The following is a 13,655-nucleotide window of genomic DNA, read 5'->3' as shown; positions in this document are numbered from 1 at the left end:
GACAACCGCTATGGGGGGCACACTGCTCGCGGTGCTGGCGGCCGCGGTGCTGCTGGCGGGGGTCAGCCGTCGTTTGGACGTCTCGGCACCGCTGGCCCTGGTGGTGGTCGGGCTGGCCGCGAGCGCGATCCCGGGATTCGGCGCGGTGGAGCTGGACCCGGAACTGGTGCTCAATGTCATCCTGCCGCCGCTGTTGTGGTCGGCGGGCTTGGAGAGCAGCTACGTCACCATGCGTCAGCACATCCGCCCGATCGGGTTGCTGGCGGTGGGCCTGCCACTGGCGACGACGCTGGCCGTCGGGTTCGTCGCGTTCCACACGGTGCCCGAGTTGACGGTCGCGGCGGCGCTGACGCTGGGCGCCATCGTGGCCCCGCCGGATGCGGTGTCGGCCACGGCCGTCGGCCGCCGGCTCGGGCTGCCGCGCCAGATCATGACGCTGCTGGGCGGCGAGAGCCTGCTCAACGACGCCACCGCGCTGACCGCCTACAAGGTGGCGCTGGCGGCGGCGATCGGCGCGTCGGCGTCGTGGCGCACCGGGTTGGCCACCTTCGGGTTGGCGGTGGCCGGCGGCCTGGTGGTCGGCCTGGCGGTCGGCTGGTTGATCGCCTTCATCCGGTACCGGCTGGACGACCCGCTGGTGGAGAGCGCCATCGGGCTGATCGCCCCGTTCGTGATCTACCTGATCGCCGAGGAGATCCACGGCTCCGGGGTGCTGGCGGTGGTGGTGGCCGCGCTGATCCTGGGCCAGCATTCGACCCGGGCCGGCTATGCCACCCGGCTGCAGGACGACGCGGTGTGGAAGGCGTTGCAGCTCATCCTGGAATCCTTTGCCTTCCTGATGATCGGCCTGCAACTGCCGGAGGTGGTGCACGAGCTGACCGGTATCCCGTTCCTGACCATCGCGGTGTCCTCGGTGGCGGTGCTGGCGACGGTGATCGTGGTGCGCATCGTGTGGGTGTTCGTGTTCGCCTACACCCCGCGGCTGCTGATCAAACGGGTCAGGGAGAACGAGCCGCGGCCGGGTCCGGCGGAGGTCTTCGTGCTGGCATGGGCCGGCATGCGCGGCGTGGTGTCACTGGCGGCGGCGTTCGGTGTCCCGCTGACCACGCTCAGCGGCGATGCCTTCCCGGGCCGCCCCCAACTGGTGTTCCTCACCTTCGTGGTGGTGGTCGGCACGCTGCTGTTGCACGGCCTGACCCTGCCGTGGGTGATCCGGCACTTCTGCGTGCGCGGTGACGACGCCCAGCAGGACGCGCTCGCCGAGGCCGCCGCCCAGGACAAGGCCGCCCGGGCGGCGGCCGAGCGGCTCGACGAACTACTGGAGGAACAGCGCGCCAGCGGCACCGCCCTGCGCGACGGCGCCGCGGCGGTGCTGCAGAAGTGGAACACCGCCCGCCGCAACGCGGCGTGGGAGCGCCTGGGCCGCAGCGAGGAGGAACTCGGGGAGAGCCCCGCCTCGGCGTTCCGCCGGTTGCGGTTGGAGATGCTGGCCGCCGAACGCGCGACGTTCATCGCCGAGCGCGACGCCGGCAACATCGACGACGAGGTGCTGCGGTCGGTGCTGCGCGGGCTGGACCTGGAAGAGGCCACCCTCAATCGGCGCTAGCCCGAAACTGCGCCATGGCGCCGGTGAGCGCGGTGAAAACGCGGTGCGCCGCTTCCAGATCCGCGTCGGGCAGGTCGGCCAGCGCCTGCCCGGTGAGCCGGGCCAACGGGGTGAAGAACTTCCTGGCCACCGCCAGGCCGTGGTCGTCGTAACGCAGGATGACCTTGCGGCGGTCGGCCGGATCGGTGTCGCGGCGCAGGTGCCCCGAGGCGATCATCCGTTCCACCAGGTAGGTGATGGCCGCCCCGGACGTGCCCAGCAGCTTGCGCAGCTCTCCCGCGGTCAGTGGGGTTCCGGCAGACTCGGCGACCATCACGTGCAGTAAGGCCTGAAAGTCGTTGGCGCCCAGATTGTTCTGCCCTGCGAACGTCCGCCCGATCTGTTCGGACTCCGCCGTCAGCGCCCGCACATCGGCGGAGATCTGCGCCTCGAGGGCGGGCCGGTCGGATGCGGGCATGCCGGCATCTTACAGTTGATTAAAATTTAAGTATCTGAAATATTTGAGGCATGTCCCGACGTATCTCCTGGGCGCTGGCCGTGGTCGTGGTGCTGATCTCCGGGGCGCTGATGGCGCTGCTGGGGTCCGGCGATTCCGGGTCGCGATCACCGGTGTCGGTCCCGGCGTCGGCCGAATCGGCCCGCGCCGACGCGCTGCGCGCGGATTTCCCTGGCGGCGAACAGGTTCCGGCCATCATCGTGGTGACCCGCACCGACGGCGGCCGGCTGACCGACGCCGACGTCGCGGCCGCCGGCCCCGGGGCCCGCGTCTCCGCGGACGGGGCGGCGGCGGTCGCGGTGGCCCCGTTGTCGGCGGACCTGTCCGGTTTCGCCCTCGACGACGCGGTGCGCGACCTGCGCACCGCAGTGACCGCGAAGCTGCCCGACGGCCTGCGCGCCCAGGTCACCGGCGGGCCGGCGTTCGGCGCCGATATCGCCAATTCCTTTGCCGGGGCCAACATCACGCTGCTCGCGGTGACGGCGGCGGTGGTGGCGCTGCTGCTCATCCTGACCTACCGCTCCCCCGTGCTGTGGCTGGTGCCGCTGCTGGTCATCGCGGTCGCCGACCGGGTGGGCGGCGTGCTCGGCACCGCGGTGGCCGCCGGGCTCGGGCTGAGCCCGGACGGATCGACGGGCGGGATCACCAGCGTGTTGGTGTTCGGCGCGGGAACGAACTATGCGCTGCTGTTGATCTCGCGTTACCGCGAGGAACTGCACGTGCGCGCCGACCACCACGACGCCCTGCGGGTGGCGCTGCGCGCCTGCGCGCCCGCGATCCTGGCCAGCAATGCCACCGTGGTGTTGGCCCTGCTGATGCTGGTGTTCGCCTCGGCCCCGAGCAATCGCAGCCTCGGCGTGCAGGCGGCCTCCGGTCTGGTGGTGGCCGCGGTGTTCGTACTGCTGGTGCTGCCGCCGCTGCTCGGCGCGTGCGGGCGGCGACTGTTCTGGCCCTTCATCCCGCGGGCCGGGGCGGCGGCCGAACCGCTCACCGAGAGCGGATTCTGGCACCGGATCGCCGCGGGGGTGGCCCGCCGGCCCGCCGCGGTCGCGGCGACGGCCCTGACCGGCCTGGCGGTGCTGTGCGCCGGGCTGTTCGCCACGCCCGTCGGGTTGTCGCAGACCGAGCAGTTCCGGGTGCAGGCCGAGTCGGTGGCCGGGTATCGGACCCTGGCCGCGCACTTCCCCAGCGGGCTGACCGATCCGACCCGGGTCATCGCCCCGACCGCGTCCGCCGAGGCGGTGCAGCGCGCCATCACCGACACCCCGGGCGTGACGTCGGCCGCCCCGGCGGGCCAGTCGCCGACCGGGGTGACGCAGTGGTCGGTGGTGCTCGACGCCGAGCCGGCGTCGAAGAAGGCCTTCACCATCGTTGACGCCCTTCGTGATTCGGTGCACCGGGCGGACGACGCCGCGGTGGTGGGCGGCTCGGACGCGCAGGCCCGCGACGCCGCCGCGGCCGCCCACCGCGACCGGCTGGTGGTGATCCCGGCGATCCTCGCCGTCGTGCTGGCGGTGCTGTTCGCCTTGCTGCGGTCGGCGCTCGCCCCGCTGCTGCTGGTCGCGGTGACGGTGCTCAGCGCGCTGGCCGCCCTCGGCCTGGGCGGCTGGGCCAGCGTGCACCTGTTCGGATTTCCGGCGCTGGACAACGCCACCCCGCTGTTCGCGTTCCTGTTCCTGGTGGCCCTCGGTGTCGACTACACCATCTTCCTGGTGACCCGGGCCCGTGAGGAGACGCCGGCGTTCGGTAACCGGGCCGGCATCGTGCGGGCGGTGTCGGCCACCGGGGCGGTGATCACCAGCGCGGGCATCGTGTTGGCGGCGGTGTTCTGTGTGCTCGGGGTGCTGCCGCTGATCGTGCTGACCCAGCTGGGCATCATCGTCGGACTCGGCATCCTGCTGGACACCTTCGTGGTGCGCACGGTGATCATCCCGGCGCTGTTCACCCTGGTCGGCCCTCGCATCTGGTGGCCCGGGCTGCACGCCGACCGTTAACGTTTCCTCATGAGCACCGGCGTGTTGTGCGCGATACCCGACGAGCTCGGCAGTTTCGTCGAGCTCATGCCCGATGCCACCCAGACCACGGTGGCACAGTGGTCGTTCACCGGCGGTCACATCGACGGGCACCACGTGGTGCTCGCCGAGTCCGGGATGGGCAAGGTGAACGCGGCCACCGCCACCACGCTGTTGGTCGACAGGTTCGGCTGCGACGCCGTCATCTTCACCGGCGTCGCCGGTGGGCTCGACCCGGACCTGGCGATCGGGGATATCGTCATCGCCGACCGGATCGTGGCCAACGACTCCGGGATCATCGAGAACGAGCGATTTTCGCTGTACCAGCCCGGGCACGTCCGGTTCTTCAACCCGACCGACGAACTGGGCTTCGACGTGGACGGCGACTTGCTCGCCCGGGTGCGGCGCAAGCTGTCGACGGTGCTGCTGCCGATTCTCGACGCGGAGGCCGGCGGCCAGGACCGGCCACCGCGGATCACCTACGGCAGCATCCTCTCCGGGGACGCGTACCTGCACTGCGCGGTCACCCGCGAGCGGCTGCACCGGGAACTGGGCGGGTCGGCCGTCGAGATGGAGGGTGCGGCGGTGGCTCAGGTGTGCGCCGCATTCGGTGTGCCCTGGCTGGTGATCCGGGCGCTGTCCGACCTGGCCGGGCATGACCCCGACATGGACTTCACCCTGTACACCACGCAGGTGGCGCACGCCGCGGTGCACATCGTGCACTCACTGCTGCCGGTCATCTGATGGACGACCGCACGCTGCCGACGACGCTGGGCCGGTTGCGGGTGCAGACCCGTGGCACCGGCGAGGTGATCCTGTTCTGGCCCAGCCTGCTGATGACCGGCGACATGTGGGCCGGCCAGGCCGAGGCGTTCGGTGCCGACCACCGGGTGGTGCTGATCGACCCGCCCGGCCACGGTGGCAGCGAAAAGTTGACCGCGCCTTTCAGTTTCGCCGATTGCGCGCAGGTCGTCGTCGACCTGCTGGACGGGCTGGGGGTACAGCGCGCGCACTTCGTCGGCAATTCGTGGGGCGGCATGATCGGCGGCACGTTCGCCGCCCGGTTCCCGGAGCGCATCGGCCGGGCCGTGCTGATGAACTGCACCGCCTCGCCGGCCGGCGCCCGGCAGCGATTCGAGTACGGGCTGCTGCTGCAGGCCGCCAGGGCGCTCGGCGGTATCCGCGGCCCGCTCACCCGCGAGGTGCTCAAGGCCTTCCTCGGGCCGACCACCATGGGAACCCGGCCCGATGTGGTGGCCTTCGTCCGGGCGGCCGCGGCCCGCGTCGACGTGGGCTCGGTGTCGCATGCGGTGCGCAGCGTGGTGCCGCGCCGGCCGGATCAGCGCGCCCTGCTGGCCGGCGTGCGCAGCCCGGTACTGGTGGTCGCCGGTGCCGAGGATGCCACCTTCCCGCTCGAGGAGACGCTGGCGATGGCCGACGCGATCCCGGGTGCGGCCACGGCCGTGCTCGACGGGGTGGCTCACCTGGCCGCGCTGGAGAACCCGACCGTCGTCAACGCTCTGATCAAGGACTTTGTGTTCGGCGGGTAACGTCGGGGCATGACGGCCCGTGTCCTGCCGCCGGTACACATGCGGCGCAACGCCTTCGACCCCACCCCCGAGCTCGCGGCGCTGCGCGCGGATGCGGGGGTGCAGTCGATCGTCGGCCCCCTGGGCAACCCGGCCTACCTGATCACCCGGCACGAGGACGTCAAGGCCGTCCTCGCCGACCACGAACATTTCTCCAACAGCCGGCCGGCGGATTTCACGCTGCCCGGGGCGCCGGAGGTGTCCGCGGCCGAGCAGGCCGCCGCCCGGGCGGGCAACCTGCTGGGCCAGGATCCCCCGGAGCACCAGCGGCTGCGCCGGATGCTCACCCCGGAGTTCACCATCCGGCGGATGAAGCGGCTGGAACCGCGGATCGCCGAGATCGTCGAGCAGCGGCTGGATGCGATGGCCGAGGCGGGTCCACCCACCGATCTGATCGCCGAATTCGCCCTGCCCATACCGTCTTTGGTCATCTGCGAGCTGCTCGGCGTGCCGTATGACGACCGCGCCGGCTTCCAGGAGCGATCCGGGCGCCAACTCGACCTGTCGCTGCCCATCGCCGAGCGCATGGCGCTGCAGCGGGAAAGCCGCGACTATATGCGCGGGCTGGTCGTGGCGGCCCGGGCGGCTCCCGGCGAGGACATCCTCGGCATGCTGATCCGCGAACACGGCACCGAGCTGACCGACGACGAACTGGTGGGCATCGCCGGCCTGCTGTTGCTGGCCGGGCATGAGACCACGTCGAACATGCTGGGGTTGGGCACGCTGGCGTTGCTGCGCCACCCCGACCAGCTGGCGCTGGTCCGCGATGACCCCGAGGCGGTGGCGCCGGCGATCGAGGAACTGCTGCGCTGGCTTTCGGTGGTGCAGCACGCCATTCCGCGCTTCACCACCGCTGCCGTCGAGGTCGCGGGGGTGACGATCCCGGCGCACAGCCTGGTGTTCGCGTCGCTGCCGTCGGGCAACCGGGATCCGTCGTTCGTCGACGCACCCGATGAGCTGGACGTGCGGCGCGGGGCACCGGGGCACCTGGCGTTCGGGCACGGGGTGCACCATTGCCTCGGTGCGCCGTTGGCCCGGATGGAGATGCGGATCGCCTTTCCCGCGCTGTTCCGCCGCTTCCCCGGACTGGCCCTGGCCGAAGATTTCGAGGATGTCGAATTCCGGTCGTTTCATTTCATCTACGGATTACGGTCATTGCAGGTGAGGTGGTGAACATGAGGGTGGAAGCCGACCGCGACGCGTGTATCTCCGCGGGAAATTGTGTGATGGTCGCCGAGGCGGTCTTCGATCAGGACGACGACGGTGTGGTGGTCGTGCTGGCCGACGAGGTGCCGGCCGGCGAGCAGGAACATGCCAGGGAGGCGGTGCGGCTGTGCCCGGCCGGTGCCCTGCGCGAGATCACCTAGGCGGTCCGGGGTGGTGCCCTGATTGCCCGCCTCCGAGCGACTTTTCAGCGACAACGATCGAATAGTGCTGCGGCCGTTTATCTCCCGCAACCAGTTGCCGGTGGGCCGTTGTACACCGAACCCCGGCCGTTCTAAGTGGATTCGCTATCGTCTGCCGTCCGGCCCGGCAGGTGGATCACGCCGGCGCGCGCAAGCAGCATCAGGCTGACCACCAGCACCCACACCGGGAACACCAGTGTCAGCCAGACCGACGTGTCGGCGGCCACCAGCACGATCAGCGCCATGGTGTAGGTGGCCAACGCCAGCCAACGTGGCATCACACCGGTTTTCAGCCAGATGGTGGCCAGCGAGATCATGAAGACCGCAGCCATCCGCAGCGCGTAGGTCTTGCCGAGTGCGGTCAACGTCATGGTGGCGAAGGCCACCACCTCGGCCCGCGCGGGCTCGTCGAGCACATCAGTCCCGCTGTGCGCCAAGCCGATTCCCACCGATGTGGTGGCGAACACCATCGCCAGGAACAGCAGCCCAGCACCCAGGAACACCGAGGAGAAGAACTTGTCCTCCACTCCGGCGAACCCGTCTCGCACCACCCCGATGAACCACAGGAACGCGATCCCGGCGAACGGCATGAGCGTCGCGGCCACCTTGAGGTGACCACTGCCCGCAACGGTCCACTGGGCGCCGTGCGCGGCCCCGTCGGGCACCGTCGTCCACAGCAGCACCAGCGCGGTGGTGAACAGCAACGAAAAGAGCACACCCGCGACCGCAGCGGCCCGCGGTGTGGTCAGGCGGCGGAACGGAAATGGCGTTGTCACGGCGCCATGGTCGCACCTGGCGCGCAGCCGCCGCAGGTGAACGGTCCCTAGCGCCGGGCGATCACGACCCCGTGTCTGACGATGCCGTGATGACAGCACCTGCGGCTGCCCGCGGCGGGGACAGCAGTGCAGCCCGGGCTTCGGCAGGGACGAATGAGGTAAGTCATGGGTGAAACTCCAAGTACTAGAGAGGGCGGGTGTAGCGTGGGAGACATCCAAGCCGACGAGGCTCAGGCACTTACCCGCTTTCTTTTGGCGCGTTGTGCGTCTTGTGTTGGCACACGAAATCAACCGTCAAGGAACGCGTATGCACTCCAACGATCTGTTCTCACATCCCGACCGACCCGAGGTTACCGCAGACACCCGAAACGACGACATCACAACGATCACCTTCTCGGATCACCCCGACACCAAGCGAGGGTGCCGGTCCGCCGGTGGCGCCTGATGACGCCTTCCCGGCGTGTGCCCCGCCCGGTACGCCTCACCGTCGCGGCACATCTCGGCTCCGATATCGACGGCGCGTGGTGGCCGCGCGGTGCATCCCTCGCGGCCGAATTGACCGAGCTTGTGACGGCACTGCGCCCCAAGCTGGGCGACCTCACCGACATTCGGGTCAATTGGTCGGCGGTCGAGGGGCCGACCGACCTGCACATGATGGCCCTCGGAGGAGCCGCGATCGCGGCCAGCCGCCGGCCCCGACTTTTGTTCGCCCTCGGGACGCGAGCCCGCGCCAAACTGCTCGTGATACCGAGTACCACCTCGGTCGAGCTAGGTCTGATGGTGATGAAAGTTAGTGCGGGACTTGAGGTCCGGCATTCCGAAGAGTTGAGTGCGCCCATTCGTTCGGCGCAGCGTATTCTGCTCGCCGCTCAAACCGAGAGCTCGAGCTGGGGGCGCGTCATCGCCTGATCGCGCCGGGGGCAAAACGAAAAGGCTGGCACAGCCGAAGCTGCGCCAGCCTTTCAAGTCAGGTTCGGTCAGATGACCGAAACGCCCACTGCCTGCGGGCCTTTCGCGCCCTGCTCGACCTCGAACTGAACGCGAGCGTTCTCCTCGAGCGAGCGGAAGCCGCTTCCGGTGATCTCGCTGTAGTGGACGAAGACGTCGGCCGCTCCGCCATCAGGAGCGATGAAGCCGAAGCCCTTTTCGCCGTTGAACCATTTCACAGTGCCCTGTGCCATTGAACTTACTTCTCTCATTTACAAGCGCAACAACCAAAATGTGCGCAACCCGACGGTAGCACCCCGTGGGCCAAACCGCACCATCGAGCATTTTCGCTAAGGCTGGCCCGGGAGCAACCTGATCATCAGGCCGTTGCTCTCCGCGAGCACATTGCCCGCGCCGTCGAGCAACTCTGCGTTGACAAAAGCCTTGCGGCCCTCGGCTTCCCGGATCCAACCCCGCGCGGTCAGCGTGGTGTCGATCGGCGTCACCCTGCGGTAGTCGACGTGCAGGAAGGCAGTCCGGCTGATCGGCCGGCCCGCGGCGTGGATGACCATGCCGAAGATGGAATCGAACAGCAGCGGCAGCACGCCACCGTGCACGGCATGGTTGCCGCCCACGTGGTAGCGGCTGAACTGCACCTGCAGTTCCACGCCCTCGGCCTCGAACTTCGTCACGTGCCAGGGCGGCATGAGCAGGCTGCCGGCCCCGGGCAGACTCGGCACCCGGTTGGCAGGCCCTTCACCCTCGGCCGCCCGGTACGGGTCCAACAGCTTGACCAGGTCCTCGACCCGGTCGGCGGCCTCGTCCCAGGTGGAGCTGTCCGGGTTGACCGACACGGCCAGGTCCTGCGCACGGCGCATCGCCGCGAGGAAGCGACCGAACCCCGGCCCGGGGTCGGCGGCCTCGAACAGCGGAAATCCGCCATGCCGGTCGTACTCGGGGTCGGCGCGGCGCGGGTCCAGCCCGAAATCGGTCACCGGGCCGCCAGGATGTCGCGCCGCACGATGGTCTGGTCCCTGCCGGGACCGACCCCGATGCACGACACGTACGCTCCGGCCAGCTCCTCCAGTCGCAGCACGTAGTCCCGCGCCTTGGCGGGCAGCTCGTCGAACTCGCGGGCTCCGGAGATGTCCTCCCACCAGCCCGGCAGCTCTTCGTAGACCGGCTCGGCGCGGGCGATATCCGATTGGGTCATCGGCATCTCGTCGGTGCGCTTGCCGTCGACGGTGTAGCCGACGCACACCGGCACCGTCTCCAGACTCGACAGCACGTCCAGCTTGGTCAGGAAGTAATCGGTGATGCCGTTGACCCGCGTCGCGTAGCGGGCGATGACGGCGTCGAACCAGCCGCAGCGGCGCGGCCGCCCGGTGGTCACGCCGACCTCGCCGCCGGTCTTGGCCAGGTAGGCGCCGTGCTCGTCGAACAGCTCGGTCGGGAAGGGACCCGAGCCCACCCGGGTGGTGTAGGCCTTCAGGATGCCGAGCACCGTGGTGATGCGGGTCGGCCCGATGCCCGAGCCCACGGCCGCGCCACCGGCGGTCGGGTTGGACGACGTCACGAACGGATAGGTGCCGTGGTCGACATCGAGCAGGGTGCCCTGCGAACCCTCCAGCAGCACCGTCTCGCCGTCCTCGAGCGCCTTGTTCAGCAGCAGCCGGGCGTCGGCGATGCGGTGCTTGAAGCCCTCGGCCTGGGCCAGCAGGTTCTCCACGACCTCGGCCGGGTCCAGGGCCTTGCGGTTGTAGATCTTCACCAGCACCTGGTTCTTGAACTCCAGGGCGGCTTCGATCTTGTTGGCCAGCTGCTGCTCGTCGAGCACGTCGGCCACCCGGATCCCGATGCGGGCGATCTTGTCCTGATAACAGGGACCGATCCCGCGACCGGTGGTGCCGATCTTCTTGCTGCCCATGTACCGCTCGGTCACCTTGTCGATGGCGACGTGGTACGGCATGAGCAGGTGCGCGTCGGCGGAGATCAGCAGGCCGGACGTGTCGACGCCGCGCTCCTCCAGACCGGACAGCTCGGTGAGCAGCACCCCCGGGTCGACCACGACACCGTTGCCGATGACGTTGGTGACACCCGGGGTGAGGATGCCCGAGGGGATCAGGTGCAGGGCGAAGTTCTCGCCCGTCGGCAGCACCACGGTATGACCCGCGTTGTTACCGCCCTGGTAGCGCACAACCCAGTGCACGCGTCCACCGAGAAGATCGGTGGCCTTACCTTTGCCCTCGTCACCCCACTGGGCCCCGATGAGCACGATTGCCGGCATGGCATTGTCTCCCTGAGTCTCCTGCTCAAATGTGATGCAGCCGGTGACCCACCTTATCCGAGCGCGGCCACAGGAGAGGCGTTGACCACCACAGACAGCGGTCGAGAGATCAGCGTGCTGGTCTTCGGTGACCGTCGGATACCGCGTGCGCTGGGGGGCTGTCCTGCGGTGATGGTGACCGAGCCGGCCGGTATCGATGCCGCGTTCACCGCGCGCCGGCTCGTCGTGCTGGGGTCCGAATCCGATCTCGCGACGGTGTTGGGCCGGCTGATGCGCGCCGACCGCCTCGATATCGAGGTCGCCCGGGTGGGTCGCTGGCGTTCGGGTCGGCGGGCCCGCACCGGTGCGGTGACACGACTGCCGCTGATCCGGGACGAGACCGGCACCGTGCTGGTCGGCAGCGCGTTCTGGCTGCCGCCGGGCGAGTCGGCCGGCCAGATCGAGGGTGAGGCGGTGGTGGACGACACCGTGCTGTTCGACGGCACGGCCACCGCGGTGCGCATCGAACCGATCGCGACGCAGCCAGGGCTGCGGGCCAGTGTCCTCACCGCCCGGATGCGGCCCAAGCAATGGGTGACCGGCCGTGCGGTGCAACTCGGCACCACCGGGGCGCTGGTGGTGCGCGACGGTGTCCAGGTGCCGCGGCCGGTGCGACGGTCGACGTTCTATCGGCACACCCAGGGCTGGCTGGCGGTCCGCTGACACCTGCATGTGATCTGCATCACCAACGTGGTTCCGCACCCGACCCTCTCCGCAACCTCGTGACGCGATCCGTCGAGTGTTTGCTGCAACCTTTGGTGCCGACTAGCTGAAAGCCCGCTGTACGAGCCGGGTCGAGCGCCGACGCAAAGAGGTTGGCGGCAGGCGACACGGCCATGCCGTCGGGCTTCATCCCCCGGGAGAACCGAGCCGGCAAACATCCGATCTTCGGCTGAATATCACTCGCGTCCCACACCCCTCCGGCGCCAGCCACCGCGGGCTAGCAACGCCTTAACTGACACGGAAATATGGCGTTTCAGCAGCAATTCGTCTCGACTGTACGGGCCGATACCGACCGCACCCAGTCTGCCGATCAGCACCAGAACGGGCATGTTACTTCCAAGTATGTTGGTCTAGCTTCGCGTGTGGGGGGTCACAGTGAATGTCAGAGGAGAGATCATGCAGATTGCTCTGCGTCCCTATGCGACGGCCGGTGTCACGCTCGTCGCAGCCGGTGCCATTGCCATGTCGCCGGTTTTGCCGGTGACCAAGATCGAGGTTGCTGTACACCAGGCGAGCAGCGCGGCCGTGGCGCTCGCTGCCAGCCCCTTCGACGTGTACGGACAGGTGCTGCAGGACACCATCGCCAATGTGAGGAGTGTCGGCCAGACGGCCTTCGCGAACGGGCCCTTCCCGCTGCTGCAGAAGATCCTGGAGAACCAGGCCGCGAACCTGGGTGCACTCGGCTCGGCCGTCGGCGCCAGCGGCGGCGCCCTGCTCAAATCGGTGATGACCGACGTGCCCACTCTGCTCAGACAGTCCCTCACCGAACTCGGGCAGGGCAACGTCGAGGCCTCGCTCAACTCGCTGATCAATGTGGTGCTGACACCGTTGCTCGCGGGCGTGAATCCCCTCACCGGCGCCCTGCTCCCGGCGCTGCAGCATGCGATCGCCGATCCGCTGCAGAACCTGGCGAACGTGGCCAACCAACTGCCCAACATCGGCCTCGAACTGGGGCTGGCGGTCTTGGGCCCGACACTCGGCGGCCTCGGCGCGGTGGGTGCGGCGGTGCAGGGCGTGGTCGACGCCGTCCGCACCGGCAACCTCGGCAAGGTGCTGACCGCCGTCGTCCAGGCACCCGCGGTCATGGTGAACGGCCTGCTCAACGGCGGCTACGGACCCAATGTCGGAGGCTTGATCGGTCTCGAGGGCATCAACGTGGTCGCCGGCGGCCTGTTCAATCCGGGTGGTTTCGCCGATAACACGCTCACCCTGCCCGGCCTGGTCGCCTCGCTGGTGAACGTGCGGGACACCATCGTCAACGCGTTGACGGCATCGGCGAAGACGCCGACCACCGCCCCCACCACCGCGGTGTCGTCGACGGCGCTGCCGACCGCGGCGTCGACGGTGACCCTCCGCGTCAAGGCCCCCACGGCGGAGTCGGCAACGGCACCGGCACCGGCCACCGCGCCCAAGACCGACGCCGGCAACCCGACCGCCCCGACCGCCCCGACCGCCCCGAGCAAGCAGACCACCAAGGACACCGACTCGTCGAGCACCAAGGACACCGGCACCAAGGGCGCGACCGACACCGGGACCAAGACCGGCCGCACCGGCTCGGCCACCAAGGACACCGGCTCGGCCACCAAGGACACCGGCGCCACGTCGACGTCGGGCGGCACCGGCTCGGCCGCGGCCTCGGGCTCATCGGGGCCGGCGGAATCCACCAAATCCACCGCGTCGTCGGGCACCGCCCACAATGACGGGGCCGGCACCGCCAAGAAGGAAGCCAAGCACGCGAAGGCGGCCTGAGCTTCCGCACTTTTCGCACCCGTGGCCCCCGGGATTTCCCGGGGG

At 69.3% G+C, this 13,655-nt stretch carries 14 protein-coding genes; 9 read left to right on the top strand and 5 right to left on the bottom strand.

Going from position 1 to position 13,655, the window contains the following annotated elements; translation table 11 throughout:
• The first annotated feature begins 10 nt into the window (after positions 1 to 10).
• Positions 11 to 1,606, top strand: a complete 1,596-nt coding sequence (locus BN977_RS20395; protein WP_036401036.1) for a Na+/H+ antiporter — start codon at positions 11 to 13, stop codon at positions 1,604 to 1,606.
• Here the strand turns inward: BN977_RS20395 and BN977_RS20390 are convergent.
• Positions 1,593 to 2,063 carry a MarR family winged helix-turn-helix transcriptional regulator gene (locus tag BN977_RS20390; protein WP_024451646.1) on the bottom strand — a complete coding sequence of 157 codons (471 nt, stop codon included), beginning with the start codon at positions 2,061 to 2,063 and terminating at the stop codon, positions 1,593 to 1,595. The genes BN977_RS20395 and BN977_RS20390 overlap by 14 nt on opposite strands.
• 50 nt (positions 2,064 to 2,113) lie before the next feature.
• Between BN977_RS20390 and BN977_RS20385 the strand changes: the two genes are divergently transcribed.
• From BN977_RS20385 to BN977_RS20365, 5 genes are read left to right on the top strand one after another with little or no spacing between them, the layout of a single operon-like run.
• Positions 2,114 to 4,096, top strand: a complete 1,983-nt coding sequence (locus BN977_RS20385; protein ID WP_036401033.1) for an MMPL family transporter — start codon at positions 2,114 to 2,116, stop codon at positions 4,094 to 4,096.
• 9 nt (positions 4,097 to 4,105) lie between these two features.
• On the top strand, positions 4,106 to 4,858 hold the full coding sequence (locus BN977_RS20380) for a 5'-methylthioadenosine/adenosylhomocysteine nucleosidase (RefSeq protein ID WP_036401031.1): 753 nt from the start codon (positions 4,106 to 4,108) through the stop codon (positions 4,856 to 4,858).
• Entirely contained in the window at positions 4,858 to 5,664 is an 807-nt protein-coding gene (locus BN977_RS20375; protein ID WP_036401029.1) for an alpha/beta fold hydrolase, read from the top strand. Before BN977_RS20380 ends, BN977_RS20375 begins: the two co-directional genes overlap by 1 nt.
• Positions 5,665 to 5,673: 9 nt before the next feature.
• Positions 5,674 to 6,876 (top strand): cytochrome P450, encoded by a 1,203-nt coding sequence (locus BN977_RS20370; protein ID WP_036401027.1) that lies wholly within the window; start codon positions 5,674 to 5,676, stop codon positions 6,874 to 6,876.
• A gap of 2 nt (positions 6,877 to 6,878) precedes the next feature.
• On the top strand, positions 6,879 to 7,070 hold the full coding sequence (locus BN977_RS20365) for a ferredoxin (RefSeq protein ID WP_024451641.1): 192 nt from the start codon (positions 6,879 to 6,881) through the stop codon (positions 7,068 to 7,070).
• A gap of 131 nt (positions 7,071 to 7,201) precedes the next feature.
• Here BN977_RS20365 and BN977_RS20360 read toward each other — a convergent pair whose 3' ends face one another.
• Entirely contained in the window at positions 7,202 to 7,885 is a 684-nt protein-coding gene (locus BN977_RS20360; protein ID WP_036401024.1) for a hypothetical protein, read from the bottom strand.
• A 444-nt stretch (positions 7,886 to 8,329) separates the two neighbouring features.
• On the opposite strand from BN977_RS20360, the gene BN977_RS20355 reads away from it, so the two are divergent.
• Complete coding sequence (locus BN977_RS20355) at positions 8,330 to 8,794, top strand: DUF5994 family protein (protein ID WP_036404027.1); 465 nt, start codon at positions 8,330 to 8,332, stop codon at positions 8,792 to 8,794.
• Between the two features lie 68 nt (positions 8,795 to 8,862).
• Here BN977_RS20355 and BN977_RS20350 read toward each other — a convergent pair whose 3' ends face one another.
• From BN977_RS20350 to BN977_RS20340, 3 genes are all read right to left on the bottom strand, one after another.
• Complete coding sequence (locus BN977_RS20350) at positions 8,863 to 9,066, bottom strand: cold-shock protein (protein WP_024451638.1); 204 nt, start codon at positions 9,064 to 9,066, stop codon at positions 8,863 to 8,865.
• 96 nt (positions 9,067 to 9,162) lie between these two features.
• Positions 9,163 to 9,807, bottom strand: a complete 645-nt coding sequence (locus tag BN977_RS20345; RefSeq protein WP_024451637.1) for a PaaI family thioesterase — start codon at positions 9,805 to 9,807, stop codon at positions 9,163 to 9,165.
• Entirely contained in the window at positions 9,804 to 11,099 is a 1,296-nt protein-coding gene (locus BN977_RS20340; RefSeq protein WP_036401022.1) for an adenylosuccinate synthase, read from the bottom strand. Before BN977_RS20340 ends, BN977_RS20345 begins: the two co-directional genes overlap by 4 nt.
• An 81-nt stretch (positions 11,100 to 11,180) precedes the next feature.
• On the opposite strand from BN977_RS20340, the gene BN977_RS20335 reads away from it, so the two are divergent.
• Positions 11,181 to 11,801 (top strand): hypothetical protein, encoded by a 621-nt coding sequence (locus tag BN977_RS20335; protein WP_036401019.1) that lies wholly within the window; start codon positions 11,181 to 11,183, stop codon positions 11,799 to 11,801.
• 456 nt (positions 11,802 to 12,257) lie between these two features.
• Positions 12,258 to 13,610: a hypothetical protein gene (locus tag BN977_RS20330; RefSeq protein ID WP_036401017.1), complete on the top strand. Its 1,353-nt coding sequence runs from the start codon at positions 12,258 to 12,260 to the stop codon at positions 13,608 to 13,610.
• Positions 13,611 to 13,655: the final 45 nt, after the last annotated feature.

Origin of the sequence: Mycolicibacterium cosmeticum (assembly GCF_000613185.1) — a bacterium.
Taxonomy (GTDB): domain Bacteria; phylum Actinomycetota; class Actinomycetes; order Mycobacteriales; family Mycobacteriaceae; genus Mycobacterium; species Mycobacterium cosmeticum.
This window is presented reverse-complemented; position numbering and strand designations above follow the sequence as displayed.